The sequence below is a fragment of the Alkaliphilus hydrothermalis genome, from assembly GCF_016908555.1.
GTDB classification, from domain to species: domain Bacteria; phylum Bacillota; class Clostridia; order Peptostreptococcales; family Natronincolaceae; genus Alkaliphilus; species Alkaliphilus hydrothermalis.
In genome coordinates, this window is sequence record NZ_JAFBEE010000001.1 from 176784 (window position 1) to 201340 (window position 24557).

Here is a 24557-nt window from a genome sequence, read left to right on the forward strand (position 1 = left end):
TAATGGAACTTATAATTGATTTACAGTTGTTTTCAGAAGAAAAAACTGAAAAACCAACCCCAAAGAAAATTAGAGAATCTAGAGAAAAGGGACAAGTACTTCAAAGTAAGGAAGTAGTCTCTGCTTTTATGATGCTTGGTGCCTTTGCTGGAATTGGTTTGTTTTCATCCTATATAGGTGAAAATATCCATCAGCTCACAAAATATATATACGAAGACTATTTAACACTTGAACACCTATTCACCCAAAGAAATATCTATCAGCTGATGGTTACATCAGTATATTATCTATTTTTGACGGTAATACCAATAGCGGGTATTTGCTTTTTAATTGGATTAGTTTCCAGTTATATGCAGGTGGGATTCCTGTTTACCACTAAGACACTGTCGGTAAAATTCAGTCGAATCAATCCCCTTGAAGGTTTTAAAAGACTTTTTTCAATGAAGTCCCTAGTGGAACTTGGTAAATCCTTAATTAAAATTATTTTTGTTGGTTATGTGGTAATAAACTATGGGAAAGGGCAACTGGAAAGTATTTTTAAGACCACAGGAATGGATGTGTTGTCCATTATTAGCACATTAAAAACATTAGCCCTAGGGATCGGGTATAGAGCAGGTTTGATTTTGGTATTTATTGCACTTTTGGATTATTTTTATCAACGATACGATTACTATAAAAATTTAAAAATGTCAAAGCAAGAAATAAAAGAAGAGTATAAGCAAACTGAGGGGAATCCTCAGATTAAATCCAAGATAAAGGAAAAACAAAGACAAATATCCATGAGAAGAATGATGCAGGATGTACCGAAGGCTGATGTGATTATTACAAATCCGACTCACTTTGCCATTGCAATACAGTACGATCCTAAATCCTTAGATGCACCACGGGTATTGGCAAAGGGTCAGGATTTGATGGCCCAGCAAATAAAAAAAATTGGTGGAGAACATCAAGTGCCGATTGTGGAAAACAAACCGCTGGCAAGAACACTTTTTGCTACTGTCGAGATCGGATATGCTATACCACCAGATCTTTATCAAGCAGTGGCAGAGGTCTTGGCTTATGTTTATCGAATTAATAATAAAAACTAAGGGGGTCAATTAATGAAATTTGGAGATATTTTAGTTGTTTTAGCAATCATTTCTATAGTCATCATTATTATCATCCCCATCCCTTTAGGAGCATTGGATGTATTACTGAGTTTTAATATATCATTGGCATTACTGATCTTGATTATTGCCATGTACACTGAAGAAGCGCTACAGTTTTCGATTTTTCCTTCGATACTGTTGATTTCCACCCTCTTTCGATTATCCTTGAATATCACCACCACTAGATACATTTTATCTAAGGGGACTGCTGGTAGCTTGATTGATACCTTTGGGCAGTTTGTAATGCAGGGAAACGCCATTGTAGGATTCATCGTCTTCTTAATTATTATCATTATTCAGTTTATGGTAATTACAAAGGGTTCCGAGAGGGTTGCAGAGGTGGCAGCGAGATTTACCTTGGATGCAATGCCAGGTAAGCAAATGGCAATTGATGCAGATTTAAATGCAGGATTAATCGATGACCGAGAAGCACGGGAGAGAAGGAAGAAGACTCAGCGGGAAGCCGATTTTTATGGAGCTATGGATGGAGCCAGTAAGTTTGTTAAGGGAGATGCCATCGCAGGAATTATTATTACCATAATAAATATCATTGCAGGGTTTATCATTGGATGGGCTGGCGGATTAGAGCTTGGAGCTTCTATTTCGAAATACACACTGTTGACGGTGGGAGATGGTTTAGTAAGTCAAATACCAGCTCTGTTAATTTCAACAGCAACGGGTATTGTGGTGACTAGAGCAGCTTCTGAAGGGAATCTTGGAAATGACCTAATCAAACAGATGTTTAACCAACCAAAGGTTATGTTTATTGTATCGGGTGTATTATTCGTGTTAGGTGTTGCAGGACTACCATTCTTCCCATTTATGACCTTGTCTTTGGGTTTCCTATACCTTGGATTTCAATTAAGGAAAGAGTTGAAAAAATCACAAGAGATGGAAGTGCCAGATGTTGTTGAAGAAACAGCGGAGGAAAAGCGAAAACCAGAAAATGTTCTACCATTGCTAAATGTAGACCCAATAGAGCTAGAGTTTGGCTACGGAATCATTCCACTGGCGGATGCAGGCCAAGGAGGCGATTTATTTGATCGTTTAGTGATGATTCGTAGACAATGTGCTTTAGAACTGGGAATTATCGTACCAATGATTCGTTTGAGGGATAATATTCAGTTGGAGCCTAATCAATATATCATAAAAATAAAAGGAATTGAGATCAGTGCTGGAGAAATTGTATTTGACCACTATTTAGCTATGAACCCAGGCATGGCTGATGGAGAGCTGGAGGGAATCGACACAATAGAGCCCGCCTTCGGTTTGCCAGCAAAATGGATTAATGAGCAGGAGAGGGAAAAGGCAGAAATCTTTGGTTATACTGTTGTTGATCCACCTTCTATTATATCTACCCATCTTACAGAAATTATCAAGAGGCATTCCCACGAACTATTGGGTAGACAAGAGGTTAAAAAGCTTATTGATAATGTTAAAGAAAATCACTCAGCCTTGGTGGAGGAGCTTATGCCAAATCAGTTGGGGTTAGGCGATATTCAAAAGGTTTTGAAGAATCTTCTAAAGGAAGGAGTCTCCATCAGAAACATGGTGACTATTTTAGAAACCTTAGCCGATTACTCCAATGCGACGCGGGACACTGATATGTTGACAGAGTATGTTCGTCAAGCATTGTCAAGGGTCATCACAAAGCAGTTCATTATGGGTCAGCCAACAAAAGTAATCACACTAGATCAAGGACTTGAGCAAAGAATTATTGATTCTATACAGCAAACTGAAAGAGGCAATTTTATTTCAATAGATCCAGATATTGTTCAGAGAATCTTAAACAACCTTTCATATCAAGTGCAGAAACTAACTTCTTTAGGCGAACAACCAATTGTGATCACCGCACCAATAGTTAGACTATATTTTAAGCGACTTACTGAGCAATTGACCTCAGATTTAATCGTTCTATCCTATAATGAAGTTGAACCAACAGTTGAGATTGAATCAATAGGGATGGTGAATATCTAATATGAAAGTAAAAAAAGTTTTTGGGGCAAATAATCATGAGGCTATGATGAAGGTACGGGCAGAGTTGGGGCCCGACGCCGTTATCCTTCATCAGCGAAGGGTTAAGCAAAAGGGATTATTCGGATATTTTAAAAAGCCCGTTATAGAAATTGTTGCAGCCCTTGAAGATACAAGAACCAAAACTCTACAACCGGTTATTAAGTCCGTGGCAAATCCTGCTGTTAAGGCAACAACAGCATCAGCATCAGAGGATGCCCTAAAGGCAATAATGGAAAAGGCACAAGAAAGAAAACAACAGGAATTTAAGCCATTGGCTATGGAATCTCAAGTGAAACCAGCTTCAAGAAATAATGATCCAGGACTTATTAGAGAGATTGCCGAAATAAAAAGTATGCTTTCTACTGTTGTAAAGAAGGTTAACGCAAAGAACTTGCCGAATAGTATCAAAGAGTGTCAAAATAAAGAGGTTGAAAGATTATACAATTTACTAAAAGAACAGGAAATTGAAGAGGAAATCTTAGATAAGATTATTGAGGAGTTGGATAATCACCTAAATCCCGAAACCACCAAAGGGGAAATTGAAGATCAGTTCAAAAAGGTAATTAATAGATGTGTCACTGACTCTTGCGATGAGCTAAAGTCAAAGGTATTATTCTTTGTAGGTCCAACTGGTGTAGGTAAAACCACCACCATCGCAAAACTAGCTGCCCAATATGCCCTTAATGAGGGAAAGAAGGTGGGCTTTATCAGTGCAGATACCTATAGAATTGCTGCTGTGGAGCAATTAAAGGTTTATAGTGAAATTTTAAATATACCAATAGAGGTAATCTATGGGGCGAATGAAATTCACAGAGCAATAGATAAACTTAATCATAAGGATATTGTCATGGTGGACACAGCAGGTAGAAGTCATAAAAATAAGCAACAGATAATGGAGTTACAAGCTCTTTTGGATCAAGTTGATGAGAAGGAAATTTTTCTTGTAGTTAGTTGTACCGCTAAAAACAACGATATTCGAGAAATCCTGGATACATATCAGTTTATTAATCACTATAAAATTATACTAACTAAAATTGATGAGGCGACTACTTATGGAACCATCATCAACACTGCATTACGGACCCAAAAACCAATATCATATCTTACTACAGGTCAAAGCGTTCCTGATGACATTGAAGTAATGAACGCCGATAAAGTTGTAAGCCTTTTAATGAAGGAGGCTTAATCCAATGCAAGATCAAGCAGCTAGATTAAGAGAAATCATAAAACAAAGAAAAAACTTTAATACTGCAATCGTCGAGAAAACTAAAGAAACCGTGACTACTGACACTGCACGAATTATATGTGTTACCAGTGGTAAAGGGGGAGTTGGAAAAACAAACTTTACCCTTAACTTAGCCATTGCCCTCAGCAAGCAAAATAAGCGGGTGATAATCATAGATGCTGATCTAGGGTTGGCTAATGTAGACGTTGTCATGGGGATTTTACCTAAGTTTAGCCTTTTGGATGTAATAAAAGGGGATAAGGGTATGGAGGATATCATGGTTACAGGGCCCAATGGGATTAAAATCATTTCCGGTGGTTCAGGACTACTTGATTTAATTGATATGCCACAAGACAAGATTCAACATTTGATTAGTAAGTTTGACTCTATCAATAGTTATGCGGATGTCATACTGATTGATACAGGAGCAGGATTATCTAAATCTGTTCTTTCCTTTGTATTAGCAGCCCATGAAGTCATTGTGGTTTGCACACCAGAGCCTACTGCAATAACCGACGCCTACGCAATGATTAAAACAATTGGAATGAAGGATCCAGGAAAGAAGTTAAAGTTGTTGATTAATCGCGTTGAAAGCATCAACGAAGGAAAGATTACCTTCGAAAAAATTCAAAATGCCAGTAATAAATTTCTTAATATCAATATTGAAAAGTTAGGATACTTGTTGGAGGATATTCATGTAAGTAGGTCAGTAAAACTCCAACAGCCTTTTATCATACAGTTTCCCGCTAGTCCCGTTAGCAAGAATATGGAACTGATTGCTTGCAAACTTACCAGTGACAAAGTTGAAAAGGATTTGGGTATTTCCACAGGTGGTTTTTTCAATAGGGTATTAAGTTTATTTAGATAGGAGTGAGATAATGCATATACTATCAGAGCTAAAGATAGGAGAACGGATAGAGATAGAATCAAGGCAATTTGCCAGCGCAGATGAACAAATAGTTAGCCAAGTTATCGACATTAGAGATGATAGTTTACTAATTATTAACCCAATTAAGCAAGGGATACCCTACCCCCTAACTTTAGGTCATCAAATCAAGGTGATATTTTATCGGGGAGACAAGGGGATTTTTAGATTTAATGCAGTGGTGAAGAAAAGAATTAATAAAAGTCTGATTATTTATGAAATCGTACCAACAGGAGAGGCTGATAAAATTCAAAGAAGATTTTATTATCGTCTAGAGCTTGTTAGGAAGGTAGTACTAAAGCCTAGGGATCAAGATGAAGAAATAGATTGTATGATGAAGGACATAAGTGGTGGGGGTATGAAAGTTTACTCTAAAACGCCTCTATCGGTGGGGACTAAAGTTGATTGTACAATTCATTTAAGAGATAACGAAATTATTAAAGTTTCTGGTAGAGTAGTGAGAAGTTATCGGGAACCTGATATCAATGAACATGTCATAGGAATCAGCTTCAAGGATATATCAGAAAATACCAGAAGTAAAATTGTGTCCTTCATATTTGAAAGACAACGCTTACTTAGAAAAAAAGGACTGATATAAAATGAGACTAGATCATAAACCAATAAAAGTATTAATTGTTGATGACTCTGCCTTTATGAGGAAGATTTTATCAGACATGCTTAGCAGTGACCCTGAGATATCTATCGTTGGTATTGCCAGAAATGGACAGGAAGCTATCGAAAAAGTCCAACTTCTTAAGCCAGATATCGTGACTATGGATGTTGAAATGCCAATCATGAATGGGTTAAATGCTTTGAAGCATATTATGGCTACTAATCCTTTGCCAGTGGTAATGCTTAGTAGTTTAACCTCAGAGGGGGCAGATGCTACTATTATGGCTTTGGAGGCTGGAGCAGTTGATTTCATCCAGAAGCCCTCCAGCGTGTTTATGATTAATGCCGACGCAATTAAAAACGATTTGGTGGAAAAGATTAAGGTTGCTGCCAATGCAAATTGTAAAGAAAAGAAAACTGAACTGATGAAGACACCAGTTGTAAATATTGTAAATAGAGAACCGAGAACTCGTAAATTTGATACAAAAAGACAGCCAATCGTCGCAATTGGCACTTCAACCGGGGGTCCTAGGGCACTACAATCAATTATACCATTAATTCCCCCTCAAGTATCTGCATCTTTCTTAGTTGTTCAACACATGCCTCCAGGATTTACAAAATCTTTAGCAGATAGATTGAATGCGATCTCTCAAATCCCAGTAAAGGAGGCTACAGATGGTGAAAAAATTTTACCAGCAACTGTATATATTGCCCCAGGAGACAGACACTTAGAAGTAATGCAGAATAAAAATCAAGAATTGTACATTCATCTCAATGAAGGACCGCCAGTGTCAGGTCATAGACCTTCTGTTGATGCCATGTATCAGTCAATTATGAATATAAAAGGTAGAAGTATGATTGGAGTTATCATGACAGGAATGGGGGCCGATGGTGCAAAAGGGCTAAAGCAGTTGAAAGAGAAATCAAATTCATATGTAATTGCCCAGGATGAGGCAAGCTGCGTTGTTTATGGCATGCCAAAGAGTGCAGTAAAACTAGGGGTAGTAGATGAAATATTACCATTGGAAAAAATTATTAATTCAATATTAAATAGGTTGGAGGTGCTGTAGAATGGATATGAATCAATATATGGACATATTTATTGAAGAATCAAAAGAACATCTGCAAAGTATGAATCAAATACTGCTTCAAATGGAAAACTCCCCAGGGGATATGGATATGCTCAATGAAATATTTAGAATTGCCCATACCTTAAAGGGGATGTCCAGTACAATGGGCTTTCAAAATATTGCTCATTTGACCCATGAAATGGAGAATGTTTTAGATGCAATTCGTGGTGGTAAAATGGCAGTTCACGAAAATATTATCGACATTTTATTCAACTGTTTTGATGAATTAGAGAACTATATTAATTTAATTGAAACTGAAGGAAGTGAAGGGCCAGATACTTCCGCTGAGTTAATTCAGGTACTGGCTTCCCTAAAGGATAGCGGCGGAATAGTTACTAAAGAAGTGGCAAGTGCCCTGGAGAAAGAAGTAGATGAAGAAGTAGTACAAGAAGTTGTTATGGCAGATATTGAGATCAGTGAATATGTTCATGACATTATTTTAACTGCCATTAGCAAGGAACTAAACCCCTATTATTTAAAGATTACATTGGATAGCAAATGCATGTTGAAATCAGCGCGGGCATATATCATTATAAATACTTTAGAAAAACTTTCCGACGTAATTTACTCAAACCCCAGCATAGAGGACCTTGAGGACGAAAAATTTGATTTGGATTTTCAATTGATTTTAATTAGTAAGGTGGATGCTTCAATCCTTGAAAAGGAATTAGAGTCAATTTCGGAAATCCATTCATTTGACATTATTAGATTACAGGAAAATTATACTGTAATCAAAGAAGATTCTGATACTGACATTGATATTAATATTAAGTTAAATATGGATCATGAAGAAACTTCCATAGTTCATGAAGAAATGGGAGCACAAAATCCCTTGCTCAGAAATGAGAGAAGTGACGAAAGTAGGAATAAGAGAAACAAAACAGGTAAGACCGTTAGGGTAGATATTGACCGATTAGATAATTTAATGAATCTTGTCAGTGAGCTAATCATTATTAAAACAAGACTTGAGGATATTGATGACACCGGTAGAAAAGAAGGACAAAATATGCACGATGCCATTGAATATCTTGAGAGAATTACCACTAGCCTACATGATGCAGTTATGAAGGTTAGAATGGTTCCGATTGAAAGGGTCTTTAATCGATTCCCCCGTATGGTAAGGGATCTATCAAAGGAGTTAGGAAAAGAAATTTCTCTATTTATGAGCGGTGAAGATACTGAAGTTGACCGTACAGTCATTGATGAAATCGGAGATCCATTGATTCACTTGATTAGAAATTCCATCGACCACGGAATTGAAGATCCAGCTACAAGAGAGAAGGGCAATAAAAATAAGAGTGGTACAGTAAGATTAGTTGCTTATCCAGATGGAAACAGCGTAGTTATTGAAGTGGAGGATGACGGTAAGGGAATTAATATCGATAAGGTTAAGGCTAAGGCTCTTGAGAGAGGAGTCATTACACCTCAACAAAGTCATCTCATGGAGGATAAAGATATTATCCAACTACTGTTCCATCCTGGTTTTAGTACAGCTGATAAAATTTCTGATATTTCAGGTAGAGGTGTGGGTTTAGATGTAGTAAAGACAAAGATTGAAACCCTTGGGGGTGTTGTTGAAGTAGATACCAAGCAAGGACAAGGAAGTAAATTTACAATTAGATTGCCTCTGACACTTGCTATTATTCAGGCATTGTTAGTAACGGTGGGTAGTGAAAAATATGCGATTCCCCTTAACTCAATTAAGGAGATTACTACTATTCAAGCTAACACAATTAGAAAAGTGCAAAACCATGAGGTTGTTTTATACCGTAACGCGACATTACCAATATTAAAACTATCCAATATTTTAAATGTTACTTCTGCTTCGGAAGATCATGAAGAATATGTAGTTGTTATTGTTAAAAAGGGAGATAAAACAGTAGGGGTTGTAGTGGATCATTTAGTTGGTCAACAGGAAATTGTAATCAAATCCCTTGGTAAATACCTAGCTAATATAAAAGCAATTGCTGGAGCTACAATATTAGGTAATGGATCAGTTGCCTTGATTGTAGATACAAATTCATTTTTCTAAGGAGGGAAGATCATGAGTAAAGCAATAGAAAACAATCAGTTTGTAATATTTAGATTGGAAAATGAGGATTATGGTCTCCCAATAAACTTTGTTGAGACCATTGAACGGGTTTCCGAAATTACTAGAGTCCCAAACGCCCCTTATTATATTATAGGAGTACTCAATTTAAGGGGAGAGGTTGTTCCAGTTATAGACCTACGTAAGCGATTTTCATTAGGAGGTAAAGAGATTGGCGATGAAACTAGAATCATTATTCTATCCCTAGAAGAGATGGTGGTGGGAATATTAGTAGATGGTTCTTCTGAAGTATTAACCATCGAAAATGATATGATTGATCATACTACTAGTCTAGTGAACACCTTCGATGATGACTATATTAATGGTATAGGAAAAGTTAATGAACGTATGATTATCATTGTTGATGTCTACAAGATGTTAGGCGTTGCAGAAATAGAAAACTAATTTAGAAGGTGGTGAGCCCATGAGCTTAACATTAGAAGAAATGAATAACATGTACCTGGATGTTTTGAAGGAAGTTGGAAACATCGGATCTGGAAATGCAGCATCAGCACTAGCTAAAATGATTCAGAAGCGGATTGATATGGATGTACCGAATGTAAGATTACTTTCCTTTGAAGATGTAGCCTCTGTCTTAGGAGGGGAAGAAATGGTGGTTGCAGGAATTTATTTTCAAGTTGAAGGAGATATAGATGGTAATATCATGTTCCTGTTAGATATCTCATCTTCAAAAGTCTTAACCAGCATGCTTATGGGCCGTGAGGATTATACGGGAGATCTTGATGATATGGACCGTTCCGCTCTTCAGGAAATAGGCAATATTCTATCTGGGTCATACATTTCCTCCCTATCTGCTTTAACAGGGTTAAATTTGAAGCTATCTGTACCATCCCTCTGTATTGACATGGCAGGAGCAATCCTAAGTGTTCCTGCAATTCAATTTTCACAAACCTTTGACAATGTACTACTAATTGAAACAATACTAACTGAGGGAGATTACGAAGTAAAGGGTAATTTCTTCTTGATTCCAGATAGTGGATCCTTTGAAAAGTTACTAAGAAGTTTGGGAGTGTATAGCTAATGCAAACTATTGTAAAGGTAGGAATGGCAGACTTAAAGGTAGTGAAGGAACCTGACGTGTTAACAACCTTAGGATTAGGCTCCTGTGTTGGGATAGCCGTTTATGATCGATTTAAAAAAATAGCTGGACTGGCCCATATAATGTTACCTGATAGTAACCAGATTAAAAACAATTCTAATAAGGCTAAATTTGCTGATACAGCTATTGAAATAATGATTAATGAAATGATAAAACTAGGAGCCAGTCAAGCTAGATTAACAGCAAAAATCGCTGGGGGGTCCCAGATGTTCTCCTTTGGAAACGGTAGCAGTGATTTAATGAAGATAGGTTATCGTAATACTCTTTCAACTAAGGAAATTTTGGAAAATCTCAAGATTCCTATATTAGCGGAGGATACTGGTGGTAACTATGGTAGAACAATAGAGTTTTATACTGAAACAGGTGACCTACTAGTAAAGACAATTGGATATGGAGTTAAGACAATCTAATGATACTACTTATGAGAGCCAGGAGGTCTTTATGGAATATTTAACCCTATGGCAAAATTACAAAGCAAATAAAGATGTTGAAGCTAAGGCAGCTCTAATTGAAAACTACATTGAAGTAGTTAAGGTGGTTGCAGGAAGACTATATACTACCTATGGATCTAATGTGGAATATGACGATCTTGTCAGTTATGGTATTTTTGGTTTAATTGATGCCATCGATAAATTTGAATTGGACAAGAGTGTAAAATTTGAAACCTATGCCCAAATCCGTATAAGAGGAGCAATAATAGATCAACTTAGGAATTTAGACTGGGTACCAAGGTCCATCAGGCAAAAATCTAAAACATTAGACCTAGCATACCACAAGTTGGATAATTCGTTGGGGCGTAGAGCCTCTGATGAGGAAGTTGCTAAGGAGATGGGGCTCTCTATAAATGACTTCCAATCCCTGTTAAATCAAGTTAATAACCTGCATATCCTTTCATTGGAGGAAAAGTTAACAGATGTAAACATCGGTCACTTGTATGGGGAAGAAGAGCTTCTTCCAGAGAGTATTGTGTGCAATCAGGAGGCCTATGAAATCCTCAAAGAGAGCATTGATTATCTACCCAATAGAGAAAAACAGGTAATTACTTTATACTATTACGAAGAACTGACATATAAAGAAATTGGTAACGTTTTAGGGGTATCAGAATCACGGGTATCTCAATTGCATACAAAAGCAATATCAAGGTTAAAGTCAAAGTTTTCGGATTAAGGATTTGAAGGGTGTTCATTTTGGTTTAAGGGGGAGTTAATATGCTAAAGGAGCAGGGAGTTCATATTTTTGAGGGAGAAAACTACAAAGATACTTTAGAGAAGGCTTTAACAGAGCTTAACCTTGTGATGGACAAAGTTGACATAGAAATCGTAGAAGAGAAAAAAAGTTTTATGTTTAAGAAGGGTTATGTAAAAATAATTGTATCACCAAAGGGAAACGAAAAAAATGTTAGTCTAGAATTACAGGCTGATGAGGAGGACATTACATTAGAAATAGATGGATCCCCTTTTGAAGAAGAGATGCAGAATTTTAAATTGAACTATAGGGATGATGGGGTCTATTTACAGGTATTAGACCCAGGTGGGGCTAATCAAGGATTAGAGCAAGATATTATTGATTTCTTAAAGTGTAAGCAGGTAAAGGATCATGACCTTGTAGGCATTACAATGGCCTCTACAGATCCTAGTAGCCAGCATAAGGTGGCACCAGCCCAAAAAGAAGTGCTAGTTGATAGTACATTAAGGGTTCAATTCTCCAAGGATAAAATGGAAGCTAGTATTGTTATTAGCAAACCATTAGGGGGGAAATCTTTTACCCTCGAATCCCTTCGAGAAGCCTTGACGAACAATAATATTGTCTATGGAATAGATGAAGAGCAATTAAAGAGATTGGTGAAGTTAAAATGGACCGATAGCTACGTAACAATAGCAAGAGGCAAGCAGCCTGTCGATGGTGTAGATGGAGAACTTATTTATCACTTTGACAAAGAGAAGGATCACAAGCCGGTTGTATTGGAGGATGGTTCTGTAGATTTTAAACAGCTGGGCTTAATTAAAAGTGTTACGACGGGTACGCTATTAGTTGAGGTAGTACCACCCACCGAAGGAACACCAGGTATAAACGTTTCAGGAATCGAAATACCTGCTAAAAAAGGAAGAGAGCAGAGGTTTAAGAAAGGTAAAAACACGACTGAAAGCGAAGATGGATTGAAGCTTTTTGCTGCGATGGATGGACAAGTACGGTTTGAAGACGGCAAGATAATCGTAACCGAAGCATATGAAATACCAGGAAACGTTGATAATTCAACGGGAAACATCAACTTTAATGGTACAGTCATAGTCCATGGTAATGTAAAGGCTGGATTTAGCATAATTGCTGAAGGCAATATTGAAGTAAATGGCGTTGTAGAGGGAGCCACCCTCATCTCCAAGGGCTCTATTGTATTGAATAGGGGAATCCAAGGTAATAATTCCGCCTACTTAGAATGCCATGGAAATATGGCTGCAAAATATATTGAAAACGCCACTATTAAGGTTCAAGGAGATTTGACTGCAGATTTTATTCTTCATAGTGAGGTTTCCGTGAAGGGAAAAATACTTTTGGCAGGTAAAAAATCTCTACTTGTGGGGGGAGACGTCAGAGCAGGAGTGGAAATACGAGCAAAAATTGCAGGTTCCCATATGGGAACTTTGACAAAACTAGAGGTAGGGGTAGATCCTGAGGAAAGGAATAAGTTTGAATTGCTTAAGGGAGAGGTGCTGGGAATACAAGGGAATTGCCAAAATTTAAAAAAGACGATAGACCTATTGAAAAGACAAGCTTTGGCTGGTCAATTGCCAAAAAATAAAGAAGAAATGCTAATTAAATCTTTAAAAACTTATGAGTTCTTACAGGAAAAATATCAGGTACAATTACATGAACTTCAATTATTAGATCAGAAAATACAGAATCTTTCTAAAGGCAAAGTACATGTATCCCACAAGATTTATCCAGGGGTTAAGGTGGTTATTTCCAATGCTGTTAAGTTCTTTTATGATGAGTTAGTGGGAGCTACTCTATATAAAAAAGAAGGAGAGATTACCATCGGACCGTATGAACAGTAGGAGGTGGCAAGATGTCTATTAAACCAATTGACTTTCATGTTACTTATGCTAATACTGTAAATGAATCAAAAATTAAGCAAACTGATTTTAATAGGGCGAGGGATTTTCAACAAATTGCCCACCACCAACAACAGGTGGAGGACCATCGTAATCGTCAACGGATTAACTCCTCAGAGGAGTCTAAGGGTAAGACGATTCAAGACCAGGAAAGCAATAATCACAATCAATCAGCTGGAGGTAAAAAGCAGCATAGTCCAGCAAAAAAAAACTCCATTGGTGAGTCAGAAGAAAACGTTGCCCCCAGAAATTCTGATTTTAAGGGCTTAAAAATAGACATCATGATCTAAAGAGGTGCAATATGGATTCTAATATAATCATTATTATAATTGGTGGCTTTATCATTGTTTCAGCCCTGATTATTTTACTAAAAGCTGGAAACAAAGAAGAAGATTTTAATCCAGAGGTGCTAATGGGACTTAGGGGAGGAAAGGTCAATAATCCTCAAGAAACCTTAAATCATCTAGCTATCATGGAGGGTATTGAAGGATTAAAGATGGAAGTAGCTCAGATGAAAATAGAAATTGAGAGAATAGGAGAGCTGTTGGAAATACATAACCATCAAGAAATTGCAGTCTCCACATCACCTAATTTGAATAATTGGGAAAACTTCGACCAATCTTTGAATTATAATATGTTCGTGCAAAAAAACAATGATATTCTTAAGTTACATCGGGAAGGAAAATCTCTTGAAGAGATTGCTAGAAGACTCAATAAAAGTGTAAGAGAAGTAGAAATGGTAATTAAACTAATAAAATAAGTATTTAAATGACATTAAATGAGGTGAATTCATTGAAGAAGTTCTGTGTCCAAAGTTTAATTATTGGAATTGGGATTGGAATGATTATGACAGCTTCCTTTAATTTTCTTGTGGATGATGGAAACGAACCCTTGGCAATTGCTGCCGGCGGGCTTGCTATTGTAGATGAGACAGGAATAGAAAAAACCATTGGTGATTTGAAGAAAAATCTAGAAGCTGGTCAAAGTAGTGTAGAGGGCAACAAGGATGATTTCATAAAGGAAGAAGAGACAACAGAAAGTGAAGTTGAAAATCAAAAAGATATAAAAGAAAATAAAGATAATGGTATGCAAGCTAAAAAAATGGTAGAGAATAATAGAGGAAATCGTAAAGATACACAAGCCGAAATGGTTCGCATTGTGATTTCTTCCGGTATGAATACCTATAACATTGCTAACTTGCTATGGCAGGAGGGTTTAATCTCCGATACACAAGCCTTTACTGATTTAGCCCATGAGAAAGGCTATACAAAAATATTTAAAGCAGGTTTGAGGGAGATTCCCAGAAGTATTACTGTTGAGGAGATATTAGAAATCCTAATACAGATACCAGAAAAAACGTTATCAAATTAATTTAAAGTTTTTGTTGCTTCATCCCCAACAGTATGTTAAAATACTTAAGGTGAGAAAAACACACACCTTAGGACTTATCTGGAAGTGCCAATAAGTATTGGTTCTGGACAAGTATGAATAAGGTGGCGGAGAAACTAAGGAGGTAATAAAATGTCAGTAATTTCAATGAAACAATTATTAGAAGCTGGTGTTCACTTTGGACATCAAACAAGAAGATGGAACCCTAAAATGGCAGAATACATCTTCACAGAGAGAAACGGAATCTACATCATTGACTTACAAAAAACAGTTAAGAAGGTAGAGGAAGCATACCAAGTAATGAAGGAAATTGCGGCTGAAGGAAAGACTATTCTTTTCGTAGGTACAAAGAAGCAAGCTCAAGAGGCTATCGAAGAAGAAGCTAAAAGATGTGGTATGTACTATGTAAACCAAAGATGGTTAGGTGGTATGTTAACAAACTACAATACTATTAAGAACAGAATCGACCGTTTACATCAGTTAGAGAGAATGGAAGAAAATGGAACTTTTTCTGTATTACCTAAGAAGGAAGTTATCCAATTAAGAAATGAAATGGAAAAGCTTGAGAAATTCTTAGGCGGTATTAAGGATATGACTGATCTTCCAGAGGCTATCTTTGTAGTAGATCCAAGAAAAGAAAGAATTGCCATCAAAGAAGCCCATAAATTAGGTATACCAGTAATCGCTATTGTAGATACTAACTGTGATCCAGAAGAAGCTGATTACGTAATCCCTGGTAATGACGATGCAATTCGAGCTGTAAAATTACTTACTGCAACAATGGCGAATGCTATTATCGAAGGTAAGCAAGGTGTGCAAACTGAAGAATAGATTCTAAGAAGGTAAGGGTTTAAGGGATTTTCCCTTGCTCCCTTACCTTTAATAATATTTCATGAGGAGGCAAAACAAATGAGTATATCTGCAGGAATGGTAAAAGAATTAAGAGAAAAAACTGGTGCTGGAATGATGGATTGTAAAAAGGCCTTGACTGATGCAGCGGGTAATATGGAGAAGGCTGTTGAAATCTTAAGAGAAAAAGGATTAGCAGCTGTGGCTAAAAAAGCTGGTAGAATTGCAGCGGAAGGTATCGTAGAGTCTTACATACATGGTGGAAGAATTGGCGTTTTAGTTGAAGTTAATACGGAAACAGATTTCGTAGCTAAGAACCAAGAGTTCAGAGATTTCGTAAAAGACGTTGCTATGCAAATTGCTGCAGCTAACCCTCTTTTCGTTAGCAAAGAAGAAGTTTCTCAAGACTTGATCGAAAAAGAAAAAGAAATCTTAAGAAAGCAAGCCTTAAACGAAGGTAAGCCAGAAAAGATTGTTGACAAAATGGTAGAAGGCAGAATTGAAAAATACTACAAAGAAGTTTGTTTATTAGAGCAAAGCTTCGTTAAGAACCCTGATATTACAATCGGAGAGTTATTAACTGAGAAAACTGCTAAGATCGGTGAAAGATTAAGCATCAGAAGATTTGCTAGATTTGAAGTTGGAGAAGGTCTAGAGAAAAAAGAAGAGAACTTTGCTGAAGAGGTAGCAAAGCAGTTAGGTCAGCAATAAAACATTAGGAGAACACGATGTGTTCTCCTTTATAATAATGAAAAAACAAGAATACATAGTAAAAAATTATTATGTATTTCTTTTAATGGTTATAATAGTAAAAAAAAGGATTATTAAAATGTCTGTAGAAATTAATAGAATGGAGGATTTGAACATGATAAAACCTCTATATAAAAGAGTTTTATTAAAAATTAGCGGAGAATCATTGGCGGGACCTCAAGGATTTGGTTTGGATACAGAAACCATCAATAGAATAGCAAATGAAGTAAAAGAGCTTACGGAAATGGGCGTAGAAGTTGCTATTGTTGTTGGGGGAGGAAATTTCTGGCGGGGTAGAAGCGGTGAAGGTATGGACCGTACTACTGCCGATTATATGGGAATGATGGCAACTGTTATAAATGCATTGGCATTTCAAGACGCTTTAGAAAATATAAATATATTAACTAGAGTTCAAACTGCCATAGAGATGAGACAAATTGCAGAACCTTATATTAGAAGGAGGGCAGTTCGTCATTTGGAGAAGAGCAGAGTAGTCATCTTTGCTGCTGGAACAGGAAACCCATACTTTTCAACCGATACTACAGCAGCACTTAGAGCCGCTGAAATCGAAGCAGAAGTTATACTATTGGCCAAAAAAGTGGATGCAGTTTATGACGCAGATCCGAATATTGATCCTACAGCTAAAAAGTTTGATACTTTGTCCTACATAGATGTCCTAAAACTCGGGTTAAAGGTAATGGATTCTACTGCGACTTCTTTGTGTATGGACAATAAAATACCAATCCAAGTTTTTGGATTAGATGAACCAGGAAATATTAAGAGAGTTGTCTTAGGAGAAAAAATAGGTACATATATTAATAGTTAATAAAAAGGAGGAGATTGTATGTATTTTGATGTTCACAAGGAAACAGAAACAAAAATGCAAAAAACTTTAAGTGTTCTTAAAGAGGATTTAGGTTCAATTAGAGCAGGTAAGGCCCATCCATCAATGTTGGATAAATTAAGTGTAGATTACTATGGTACAGTAACTCCAGTTAAGCAGTTGGCATCTATTACTTCTCCAGAGCCAAGATTATTATTAATCCAGCCCTTTGATCGATCTGCTATGCAAAGTATTGAAAAGGCTATCTTGATTTCAGATTTAGGTCTTAATCCGTCTAATGATGGTAAAGTAATTCGTCTTAACATCCCCCAATTAACGGAGGAAAGAAGAAAAGAACTTGCTAAATTAGTTAAGAAGACAGCAGAAGAAGCAAAAGTTGCTATTAGAAATGAGAGAAGAGATGGAAATGACTCTCTTAAGAAGATGCAAAAAGATGGTGAGTTAACAGAGGATGAATTAAAGAAAGCACAAGACGAAATCCAAAAGCTTACAGATAACTACATTAAGCAAATAGATGATTTAGTTGCTAAAAAAGAAAAAGAATTACTGGAGGTATAGTCTTGGAAACTATTCCAGATTTGGTTGGTTACCCAATTAACGCCGCCATCAAGGTACTAGAAGATCATAACTTAGAGATTACAATAATAGAGTCCTATGGAAAAGTAAAGGAACAGACGGAGGATGCGAGGGTTATTAGGCAAACCAGCATCAACAATAATAAAATCGAATTGATAATATCATTTTTTTAGGCCCCCTTCTAGGGGGTTTAAAATGATTGAGGTGGACGACAGTATGGACATTAAAAAATTTTTCACTGGTAAAGAAAAAATCGACAAAGAATTCAAGACTTCATTAAATCCAGAGAAGATTCCCCAACATATTGCCATTATTATGGATGGGAATGGAAGATGGGCCCAGAAAAGGCAGCTTCCAAGAGCTCTAGGTCATCGAGCAGGGGGAGAGGCTCTAAGGGGTGTGATCGAGACAGCCGCCTCAATTGGTGTTAAATACTTATCACTGTATGCTTTTTCTACAGAAAACTGGAGTCGTCCAGAATCAGAGGTAACTGCCATTATGCAACTGTTGGTGGAATTTTTAAAGAAAGAAGCTATGGAACTCCATGAAAACAATGTTAAAATCCATACCATGGGTGACCTTTCTCGCCTACCAGGGAATCTTGATAAAGAAGTTGAGAGGGTAATGGACATCACTAAAGATAATACCGGTTTGGTGGTTAATATTGCATTAAACTATGGAGGTAGGGACGAGCTCCTTCGAGCCTTTAAAAAAATCCATCAAGACATATCAAATGGAAAATTAACTGTAAATCATATAGATGAAAGCTTAATAAGTAACTACTTGGATACCGCCACAATTCCTGATCCAGAACTCCTCATTAGAACCAGTGGCGAATTTCGACTAAGCAACTTTATGATTTGGCAACTATCTTATACGGAGTTTACTTTCCCGGAAAAATATTGGCCAGATTTTAAAGGTGAGGATTTAATTCAGGCAATCATTGATTATCAAAATCGTGACAGAAGATTTGGTAAGGTATAAAGGGGGGCTTTCATGTTAAAGCGTGTAATAAGTGGGGTGCTGGGAGTACCAATACTCTTAGCCATCATACATTATGGGGGTATGGCCCTGTTTCTATCGGTCTTGGTGATTTCAGTAATTGGCTTAAGTGAGTTTTATAGAGCCGTGAGAAACAAGGGAATCAATCCCATTTCATGGGTAGGCTACTTAGCCTCTATTGGAATAATCAGTTTGTTTAATTTTAACTTTGAAGCAAACTACATATTGTTTTTGATAGTTGTCACAACCTTTATTTTAAGCATCATACTTTTACTAAAACCTAAGTATAATATTACAGATGCCAGTATAACTGCTTTTGGAATCATTTATGTGACTATTTTATTAGGTCATGTACTTTTAACTAGCAAACAGGATAATAGTATTGCTATTTGGCTAATATTTATTACCGCTTGGGCAACCGATACATGTGCCTATTTTACGGGTGTTTTCTTTGGCAAAAGAAAACTTTGCCCAGTTATCAGCCCCAAGAAGACGATTGAGGGTGCTATCGGTGGGCTAGTGGGCTCAATTGTAATCAGTGGGATATTTGGTTACTTATTTTTAGCAGACCACCTATTAGTTGTTTTGTTAATTGGATTAATAGGTAGTATACTATCGGTATTTGGTGACTTGACGGCCTCAATCATCAAGCGATACGTAGAAGTCAAAGATTACGGCAACTTAATGCCTGGTCATGGTGGTGTTTTAGATCGGTTTGATAGTATTCTATTTACAGCACCAGTGGTTTATTATTTCTTGATATTTATGATCAATAATGGGTAATAAAATAAGCATGACGTAAAGCATGCTTATTTTATTGAAGATTTGACAACTAAGGGGTGAAAGCATGGAAAAAAATATTTGTATTTTAGGTTCAACAGGCTCTATTGGGAAGCAGGCATTGGAAGTAGTTGCCCAGCACCCAGAGAAGTTTAAAATATTGGGTCTTGCTGCAATGAGAAGCATTGATGATTTAGAGACTCAAATTCATCAGTTCCAGCCTAAAGTCGTAGCAGTATATGATGAAGAAAAAGCCCTAGAGTTAAGAAGTCGAGTTCAAGGGAGAATAAAAATAGTAGCAGGTATGGAGGGCTTGATAGAAGTTGCCACCCTTGAGGGGGCTGAAATGATCCTCAATTCCGTTGTGGGAAGTGTTGGGGTCCTACCTACCCTCGAGGCTATTAAAAGTAACAAACAGGTGGCATTAGCCAATAAAGAGACTTTGGTTGTGGCGGGGGAATACATTATGAAGGAAGTCAAGAAACATGGCATCAAGATGATTCCTGTAGATAGTGAACATTCAGCTATTTTCCAATGCCTGCAAGGAGAAGAGGAGAATTCTCTTTCAAAAATAATCCTAACTGCTTCAGGGGGGCCCTTTAGAGAAAGAAGAAAAGAAGAACTAGTGAAGGTTAAATCTAGAGATGCTTTAAAGCATCCTAACTGGAGTATGGGGAGAAAAATTTCTATTGACTCAGCTACTCTTATGAATAAAGGACTAGAAGTAATCGAAGCAAAATGGTTATTTGACGTAGATGTGGATAAAATAGATGTAGTGGTACATCCCCAGAGTATTATACACTCAATGATTGAGTTGGAGGATGCATCGGTGATTGCCCAACTGGGTCTTCCAGATATGAAGCTACCTATTCAGTATGCATTTACTTTTCCAAGAAGATTTGAGGGGAATTTGCCAAAGCTAGATTTAAAGGAAATCGGTCAATTAACTTTTTATGATGTAGACAACGATAAGTTTCCCTGTCTGTCGTTAGCATATGAAGCCCTTAAAATTGGGGGGACAATGCCATGTGTTGTGAATGGAGCAAATGAGATATTAGTAGAATACTATCTACAGGACAAAATTGGTTTTTATGACATTCCAAAGTACATAGAAAAAGCAATGACAAATCACAAGGCCTTTACATATCAAAGTATCGACGAGATTTTAGAAGTAGACCAGTGGGTAAGAAAATGGGTCACTAGTCAATTTTAGATAGGTAGGTGTTGATTATGCAAACAGCTTTATCAGCGATTATTGTATTTGGTGCTTTAGTATTTTTTCATGAACTAGGACATTTTGCCATTGCCAAGATGGTGGGAATTAAAGTCCATGAATTCGCAATTGGGATGGGGCCAAAGCTCCTTGGTTTTATCAAGGGAGAAACCCAATACTCCATAAGGATATTGCCTATAGGAGGGTATGTTCGGATGGAGGGTGAAGACGAAGCCTCAGAAGATGCTAGAAGCTTTAGTAAAAAATCTGTTCCAGCTAGATTAGGGGTTATAGTTGCAGGACCGATTATGAATTTTATTTTGGGTCTGCTGTTATTTACTCTATTGTTTTATAATGTTGGTGGAAACCCAACAACAATTATTGCAGAGACCCTTGAAGGTTCCCCAGCGCAAGTGATGCAACTTCAAGAAGGAGATAAAGTTGTATCAATAGATGGTAAAGAAATTAATAACTGGGGAGATTTGGAGACGGCTATTGCAGCGTCAGAAGGTAATGCGATAGACATACAAGTATTGAGGAACGGTGAGACCATTACCAAATCCATAGACCCGATGCTGGAGGAAGAAACAGGTAAAGTCATGATCGGGATCGTTCCAGAATATGAAAAATCTTTGTCAGGAGCGGTTAGAAGTAGCTTTAAGAACTTCAATATGGTTGTAACTGAAATTTTTTCCTTCTTAGGGAGATTAGTATCTGGAAAAGCATCCTCAGAGGAAGTTGCTGGTCCTGTAGGAATCATCAGTTTAGTGGGGGAGGCCAGCCAAGCGGGTTGGTTAAATCTAGTATTTTTAGCAGCCCTCATCAGTATTAATCTTGGTTTAATGAACCTCTTGCCAATCCCAGCCCTTGATGGAAGTCGACTGTTATTCCTTTTAGTGGAGCTATTTAGAGGAAAGCCTGTTGACCCTGACAAAGAGGGTATGATTCATATGGTGGGATTCGCAATATTGATTAGTCTGATGGTATTCGTGACCTATAAAGATATTGTAAAACTTTTTAATTAGTCTATTTCGAAAACATGACTAGCTTGTCAAGCAACATTAGAAAGTAGTAATATTAAACATATAAGCAAGGAGATGGAGTAGATCATAATCATTTGATCTACTTTGCTTTCTTTTTTTTACAATTTTCATATTAAATAAAGGATGTTAGGCAAAAATACCTATATTAGGCTAAGAAAGGTATTGGAGAAAATAATAGGCTACGTAATATAATTATGTAAATTAGATATCTATATTTGAAGGAGTAACTTGCTTAAGGTAGATGAAATATATATAAGGAATATCAATTAAAATTTGAGTTAGCAATTTAAGGAGGGGAAAAAATGATTAGTCTTATCGTTGCTGTTGACAAGAATATGGGAATAGGAAAGGATAATAAGTTATTGGCCCATATCAAACCAGATTTACAATACTTTAAAGGTATTACAGATGGCGCTGTTGTCGTTATGGGATACAACACATATATGTCCCTACCAATTAGACCATTACCCAATAGAAAAAATATTGTTATTACAAGAAAAGAGATAGCGTTAGAAGGTGCCACTGTAAGCCATAGCTTTGATGAACTTATAGAGTGGGCACAAGCACAACAGGAGGAGATTTTCATATGTGGAGGGGCCTCCATCTACCAACAAGCAATGCCCTATGCGGATCGATTGTATATAACCCACATCTTTAAATCCTTTGAGGCAGATACCTTTTTCCCTTCCATCGGTGAAGAGTGGCAAATTACAGATACAAAAGCGGAAAGAGAGAATATTCATCACGAACATCCCCATGTGTTCTGTATATACCAAAAGGGAAAAAGACAAGCCTGTTGAAAACCCATTATCTTCTGCGTCACTACGAGGAACAAAGCACCCTCGCGTATTTCTATACGCCACGTTCGCTTCGTTTTCTTGTTCCTTGAATCTAAAGGCTTTTGAACAGGCTGAACTTTATTAATTTTATTAATAAACTTAACGTCGGTAATCCTGACACTGTAAGCCTGTTGAAAACACAGGAGATAAATGTATAATTTAAATTACATAATGAAAATATTACTCATGGAGCGTGAAAGTATGAGGAAAAAAACAAAAGAAATTCGGGTTGGAAATATATTTGTAGGTGGAGAGCATCCTGTAACGGTGCAATCCATGACTACTACAGACCCCCAAAACGTTGAGGAAACAGTGGATCAAATCCTACGATTGGAGGAGGCAGGCTGTGATATCGTTCGGGTGGCGGTTCCAACATTGCGCTCTGCCTACTACATTGGAGAAATCAAAGCCAAGACCAATATACCTATTGTGGCGGATATCCATTTTGATTATCGTATTGCCCTTGAGTGCATCAAGCAGGGGATAGATGCCTTGAGGATTAATCCTGGCAACATAGGAGACAAAAAGCGGGTGCAGGAGGTCGTAAAGGCCGCCAAGGAATGCCAAATTCCAATACGAATAGGCGTTAATGCAGGTTCTTTAGAAAAGCATTTACTAGATAAATATGGACATCCTACCGCCGATGCAATGGTGGAAAGTGCCATGGAGCATGTGAAGATACTTGAAGAGTTGAACTTTACCGATATTGTTATCTCCCTAAAGGCAAGTGATGTACATTTAACAGTAGAAGCTTATGAAAAGATTTCACAAATCTGTGATTATCCCCTTCATCTAGGGATCACGGAAGCGGGTACAGTGTGGGCAGGAACCATTAAGTCATCTATTGGTATAGGTGCTCTTTTATTAAAGGGGATCGGTGACACCATTAGAGTATCCTTAACAGGGGACCCTGTAGAGGAGATTAAAGTAGGTCGACAAATACTGAAATCCCTTGGGATCATCCAGAATGAAATCACCATTATATCTTGTCCCACCTGTGGCCGCTGTCAGATTAATTTGATCCGATTGGCCAATGAAGTGGAAGAAAAAGTGGGAAAGCTGAAGAAGCCTATCAAACTGGCCATTATGGGTTGTGCAGTCAATGGGCCAGGGGAAGCAAGAGAGGCAGACATTGGAATTGCCGGGGGTATAGAGGGTGCATTACTATTTAAAAAGGGAGAAATAATCAAGAAGATACCTGAGGGGGAAATCATGCAGGTGCTACTGGAAGAAATTGAAAAAATGTAGTTGAGGAGGTTTTCAATGAAGATTTCTGCTATCATTCCAGCCTTTAATGAAGAAGAACGAATCGAAAATGTCATTAAGCCCCTATTGGAGTTATCAAAAATAAGTCGTATAATTGTAATAGATGATGGTTCAACGGATAACACCCCCCATGTGGTGAGGCGTTACCCTGTTGAGTTAATTTGCCTACCTCAAAATAGAGGGAAAGCAGAGGCCGTGAAGGAGGGCTTATCCCATTGTCGTGAGGATGTTGTACTGATGCTGGATGCAGACTTAATCGGGCTAACCTGTCAGCACATAGATGACCTGCTTGTCCCTGTTATGGATTCAAGTATACAGATGACCATTGGAATTTTCGAGGGGGGTAGGTTTATTACAGATATGGCCCAAAGAGTAGCGCCAAACCTATCGGGTCAAAGGGCCTTCAAGGGGGAGTTGATTCAAGAAATCCTCAATTTGGATACAGCGGGCTACAGTATAGAAATGGCCTTATCAAAAATGATTAAGGAAAGAAATATTCTAACAAAGAAGATCACCCTTAAAAATGCCAGTCATGTCACCAAAGAAGAAAAAATTGGGATTTATAAGGGGGCACTTTGGCGGATGAAGATGTATGGTGATATTATTAAACATTGGCTAAATTAAAGGTGGG

Annotated in this window: 27 protein-coding genes; all 27 read left to right on the top strand. The window is 37.3% G+C overall.

Translation table 11 applies throughout. The annotated features are described in order from the left end of the window. Window positions 1-2: 2 nt before the first annotated feature. The 27 genes from flhB to JOC73_RS01045 all read left to right on the top strand — a co-directional run bounded on the left by flhB (window position 3) and on the right by JOC73_RS01045 (window position 24550). Window positions 3-1088, top strand: coding sequence for a flagellar biosynthesis protein FlhB (gene flhB / locus JOC73_RS00915; protein WP_204399959.1), 1086 nt, complete (start codon window positions 3-5; stop codon window positions 1086-1088). A 12-nt stretch (window positions 1089-1100) separates the two neighbouring features. Further along, window positions 1101-3125: a flagellar biosynthesis protein FlhA gene (gene flhA, locus JOC73_RS00920; RefSeq protein WP_204399960.1), complete on the top strand. Its 2025-nt coding sequence runs from the start codon at window positions 1101-1103 to the stop codon at window positions 3123-3125. 1 nt (window position 3126) lies between these two features. After that, window positions 3127-4350 carry a flagellar biosynthesis protein FlhF gene (gene flhF / locus JOC73_RS00925; RefSeq protein ID WP_204399961.1) on the top strand — a complete coding sequence of 408 codons (1224 nt, stop codon included), beginning with the start codon at window positions 3127-3129 and terminating at the stop codon, window positions 4348-4350. A gap of 4 nt (window positions 4351-4354) precedes the next feature. Further along, window positions 4355-5257 carry a MinD/ParA family protein gene (locus tag JOC73_RS00930; protein WP_204399962.1) on the top strand — a complete coding sequence of 301 codons (903 nt, stop codon included), beginning with the start codon at window positions 4355-4357 and terminating at the stop codon, window positions 5255-5257. A gap of 10 nt (window positions 5258-5267) precedes the next feature. Then, the gene (locus JOC73_RS00935) at window positions 5268-5912 is read left to right on the top strand and encodes a flagellar brake protein (RefSeq protein WP_204399963.1); all 645 of its coding nucleotides are present in this window, start codon (window positions 5268-5270) and stop codon (window positions 5910-5912) included. 1 nt (window position 5913) lies between these two features. Continuing rightward, window positions 5914-6996: a protein-glutamate methylesterase/protein-glutamine glutaminase gene (locus tag JOC73_RS00940; RefSeq protein WP_204399964.1), complete on the top strand. Its 1083-nt coding sequence runs from the start codon at window positions 5914-5916 to the stop codon at window positions 6994-6996. 1 nt (window position 6997) lies between these two features. Continuing rightward, entirely contained in the window at window positions 6998-9088 is a 2091-nt protein-coding gene (locus tag JOC73_RS00945; RefSeq protein WP_204399965.1) for a chemotaxis protein CheA, read from the top strand. A 12-nt stretch (window positions 9089-9100) separates the two neighbouring features. Further along, window positions 9101-9550, top strand: a complete 450-nt coding sequence (locus tag JOC73_RS00950; protein ID WP_207755024.1) for a chemotaxis protein CheW — start codon at window positions 9101-9103, stop codon at window positions 9548-9550. Between the two features lie 19 nt (window positions 9551-9569). Then, complete coding sequence (locus tag JOC73_RS00955) at window positions 9570-10187, top strand: chemotaxis protein CheC (protein ID WP_204399966.1); 618 nt, start codon at window positions 9570-9572, stop codon at window positions 10185-10187. Next, complete coding sequence (locus tag JOC73_RS00960) at window positions 10187-10675, top strand: chemotaxis protein CheD (RefSeq protein ID WP_204399967.1); 489 nt, start codon at window positions 10187-10189, stop codon at window positions 10673-10675. The genes JOC73_RS00955 and JOC73_RS00960 overlap by 1 nt, the downstream gene beginning before the upstream one ends. A gap of 31 nt (window positions 10676-10706) precedes the next feature. After that, window positions 10707-11432 (top strand): FliA/WhiG family RNA polymerase sigma factor, encoded by a 726-nt coding sequence (locus JOC73_RS00965; RefSeq protein ID WP_204399968.1) that lies wholly within the window; start codon window positions 10707-10709, stop codon window positions 11430-11432. A 41-nt stretch (window positions 11433-11473) separates the two neighbouring features. Next, on the top strand, window positions 11474-13318 hold the full coding sequence (locus tag JOC73_RS00970) for a FapA family protein (protein ID WP_204399969.1): 1845 nt from the start codon (window positions 11474-11476) through the stop codon (window positions 13316-13318). 11 nt (window positions 13319-13329) lie between these two features. Beyond that, window positions 13330-13665, top strand: a complete 336-nt coding sequence (locus tag JOC73_RS00975) for a hypothetical protein (protein WP_204399970.1) — start codon at window positions 13330-13332, stop codon at window positions 13663-13665. Between the two features lie 11 nt (window positions 13666-13676). Beyond that, window positions 13677-14135 (top strand): helix-turn-helix transcriptional regulator, encoded by a 459-nt coding sequence (locus JOC73_RS00980; RefSeq protein WP_204399971.1) that lies wholly within the window; start codon window positions 13677-13679, stop codon window positions 14133-14135. Window positions 14136-14167: 32 nt separating this feature from the next. Then, window positions 14168-14746, top strand: coding sequence for a hypothetical protein (locus JOC73_RS00985; RefSeq protein WP_204399972.1), 579 nt, complete (start codon window positions 14168-14170; stop codon window positions 14744-14746). Between the two features lie 150 nt (window positions 14747-14896). Beyond that, window positions 14897-15595 (top strand): 30S ribosomal protein S2, encoded by a 699-nt coding sequence (rpsB, locus tag JOC73_RS00990; RefSeq protein WP_204399973.1) that lies wholly within the window; start codon window positions 14897-14899, stop codon window positions 15593-15595. A gap of 78 nt (window positions 15596-15673) precedes the next feature. After that, a complete protein-coding gene (tsf, locus tag JOC73_RS00995) occupies window positions 15674-16324 on the top strand; it encodes a translation elongation factor Ts (protein WP_204399974.1) in 651 nt (216 codons plus the stop codon). Between the two features lie 154 nt (window positions 16325-16478). After that, complete coding sequence (gene pyrH / locus JOC73_RS01000; RefSeq protein WP_204400125.1) at window positions 16479-17189, top strand: UMP kinase; 711 nt, start codon at window positions 16479-16481, stop codon at window positions 17187-17189. A gap of 18 nt (window positions 17190-17207) precedes the next feature. Beyond that, window positions 17208-17765 (top strand): ribosome recycling factor, encoded by a 558-nt coding sequence (frr, locus tag JOC73_RS01005; protein ID WP_204399975.1) that lies wholly within the window; start codon window positions 17208-17210, stop codon window positions 17763-17765. A gap of 2 nt (window positions 17766-17767) precedes the next feature. After that, on the top strand, window positions 17768-17956 hold the full coding sequence (locus JOC73_RS01010) for a PASTA domain-containing protein (protein WP_204399976.1): 189 nt from the start codon (window positions 17768-17770) through the stop codon (window positions 17954-17956). Window positions 17957-17978: 22 nt separating this feature from the next. Continuing rightward, window positions 17979-18767, top strand: coding sequence for an isoprenyl transferase (locus tag JOC73_RS01015; RefSeq protein ID WP_243427818.1), 789 nt, complete (start codon window positions 17979-17981; stop codon window positions 18765-18767). Between the two features lie 12 nt (window positions 18768-18779). Continuing rightward, window positions 18780-19568 (top strand): phosphatidate cytidylyltransferase, encoded by a 789-nt coding sequence (locus tag JOC73_RS01020; protein WP_204399977.1) that lies wholly within the window; start codon window positions 18780-18782, stop codon window positions 19566-19568. A gap of 64 nt (window positions 19569-19632) precedes the next feature. After that, window positions 19633-20778: a 1-deoxy-D-xylulose-5-phosphate reductoisomerase gene (locus JOC73_RS01025; protein ID WP_204399978.1), complete on the top strand. Its 1146-nt coding sequence runs from the start codon at window positions 19633-19635 to the stop codon at window positions 20776-20778. 17 nt (window positions 20779-20795) lie between these two features. Further along, the gene (gene rseP / locus JOC73_RS01030; protein ID WP_204399979.1) at window positions 20796-21803 is read left to right on the top strand and encodes an RIP metalloprotease RseP; all 1008 of its coding nucleotides are present in this window, start codon (window positions 20796-20798) and stop codon (window positions 21801-21803) included. A gap of 320 nt (window positions 21804-22123) precedes the next feature. Then, a complete protein-coding gene (locus JOC73_RS01035) occupies window positions 22124-22621 on the top strand; it encodes a dihydrofolate reductase (RefSeq protein WP_204399980.1) in 498 nt (165 codons plus the stop codon). A gap of 225 nt (window positions 22622-22846) precedes the next feature. Continuing rightward, on the top strand, window positions 22847-23908 hold the full coding sequence (gene ispG / locus JOC73_RS01040) for a flavodoxin-dependent (E)-4-hydroxy-3-methylbut-2-enyl-diphosphate synthase (protein ID WP_204400127.1): 1062 nt from the start codon (window positions 22847-22849) through the stop codon (window positions 23906-23908). 15 nt (window positions 23909-23923) lie between these two features. Beyond that, the gene (locus tag JOC73_RS01045; RefSeq protein WP_204399981.1) at window positions 23924-24550 is read left to right on the top strand and encodes a glycosyltransferase family 2 protein; all 627 of its coding nucleotides are present in this window, start codon (window positions 23924-23926) and stop codon (window positions 24548-24550) included. The last annotated feature ends 7 nt before the right edge of the window (window positions 24551-24557 follow it).

What these genes read in the sequence shown, in the direction of transcription:
- JOC73_RS01025 (WP_204399978.1), top strand. Translation starts at nt 19,633, where the DNA reads ATGGAAAAAAATATTTGTATTTTAGGTTCAACAGGCTCTATTGGGAAG.
- JOC73_RS01020 (WP_204399977.1), top strand. Translation starts at nt 18,780, where the DNA reads ATGTTAAAGCGTGTAATAAGTGGGGTGCTGGGAGTACCAATACTCTTA.
- pyrH (WP_204400125.1), top strand. Translation starts at nt 16,479, where the DNA reads ATGATAAAACCTCTATATAAAAGAGTTTTATTAAAAATTAGCGGAGAA.
- flhF (WP_204399961.1), top strand. Translation starts at nt 3,127, where the DNA reads ATGAAAGTAAAAAAAGTTTTTGGGGCAAATAATCATGAGGCTATGATG.
- JOC73_RS01035 (WP_204399980.1), top strand. Translation starts at nt 22,124, where the DNA reads ATGATTAGTCTTATCGTTGCTGTTGACAAGAATATGGGAATAGGAAAG.
- frr (WP_204399975.1), top strand. Translation starts at nt 17,208, where the DNA reads ATGTATTTTGATGTTCACAAGGAAACAGAAACAAAAATGCAAAAAACT.
- JOC73_RS00960 (WP_204399967.1), top strand. Translation starts at nt 10,187, where the DNA reads ATGCAAACTATTGTAAAGGTAGGAATGGCAGACTTAAAGGTAGTGAAG.
- rpsB (WP_204399973.1), top strand. Translation starts at nt 14,897, where the DNA reads ATGTCAGTAATTTCAATGAAACAATTATTAGAAGCTGGTGTTCACTTT.
- rseP (WP_204399979.1), top strand. Translation starts at nt 20,796, where the DNA reads ATGCAAACAGCTTTATCAGCGATTATTGTATTTGGTGCTTTAGTATTT.
- JOC73_RS00975 (WP_204399970.1), top strand. Translation starts at nt 13,330, where the DNA reads ATGTCTATTAAACCAATTGACTTTCATGTTACTTATGCTAATACTGTA.
- JOC73_RS00940 (WP_204399964.1), top strand. Translation starts at nt 5,914, where the DNA reads ATGAGACTAGATCATAAACCAATAAAAGTATTAATTGTTGATGACTCT.
- JOC73_RS00965 (WP_204399968.1), top strand. Translation starts at nt 10,707, where the DNA reads ATGGAATATTTAACCCTATGGCAAAATTACAAAGCAAATAAAGATGTT.
- JOC73_RS01015 (WP_243427818.1), top strand. Translation starts at nt 17,979, where the DNA reads ATGATTGAGGTGGACGACAGTATGGACATTAAAAAATTTTTCACTGGT.
- JOC73_RS00935 (WP_204399963.1), top strand. Translation starts at nt 5,268, where the DNA reads ATGCATATACTATCAGAGCTAAAGATAGGAGAACGGATAGAGATAGAA.
- JOC73_RS00945 (WP_204399965.1), top strand. Translation starts at nt 6,998, where the DNA reads ATGGATATGAATCAATATATGGACATATTTATTGAAGAATCAAAAGAA.
- flhA (WP_204399960.1), top strand. Translation starts at nt 1,101, where the DNA reads ATGAAATTTGGAGATATTTTAGTTGTTTTAGCAATCATTTCTATAGTC.
- JOC73_RS00970 (WP_204399969.1), top strand. Translation starts at nt 11,474, where the DNA reads ATGCTAAAGGAGCAGGGAGTTCATATTTTTGAGGGAGAAAACTACAAA.
- flhB (WP_204399959.1), top strand. Translation starts at nt 3, where the DNA reads ATGGAACTTATAATTGATTTACAGTTGTTTTCAGAAGAAAAAACTGAA.
- JOC73_RS00930 (WP_204399962.1), top strand. Translation starts at nt 4,355, where the DNA reads ATGCAAGATCAAGCAGCTAGATTAAGAGAAATCATAAAACAAAGAAAA.
- JOC73_RS00950 (WP_207755024.1), top strand. Translation starts at nt 9,101, where the DNA reads ATGAGTAAAGCAATAGAAAACAATCAGTTTGTAATATTTAGATTGGAA.
- JOC73_RS00980 (WP_204399971.1), top strand. Translation starts at nt 13,677, where the DNA reads ATGGATTCTAATATAATCATTATTATAATTGGTGGCTTTATCATTGTT.
- tsf (WP_204399974.1), top strand. Translation starts at nt 15,674, where the DNA reads ATGAGTATATCTGCAGGAATGGTAAAAGAATTAAGAGAAAAAACTGGT.
- JOC73_RS01045 (WP_204399981.1), top strand. Translation starts at nt 23,924, where the DNA reads ATGAAGATTTCTGCTATCATTCCAGCCTTTAATGAAGAAGAACGAATC.
- ispG (WP_204400127.1), top strand. Translation starts at nt 22,847, where the DNA reads ATGGAGCGTGAAAGTATGAGGAAAAAAACAAAAGAAATTCGGGTTGGA.
- JOC73_RS00955 (WP_204399966.1), top strand. Translation starts at nt 9,570, where the DNA reads ATGAGCTTAACATTAGAAGAAATGAATAACATGTACCTGGATGTTTTG.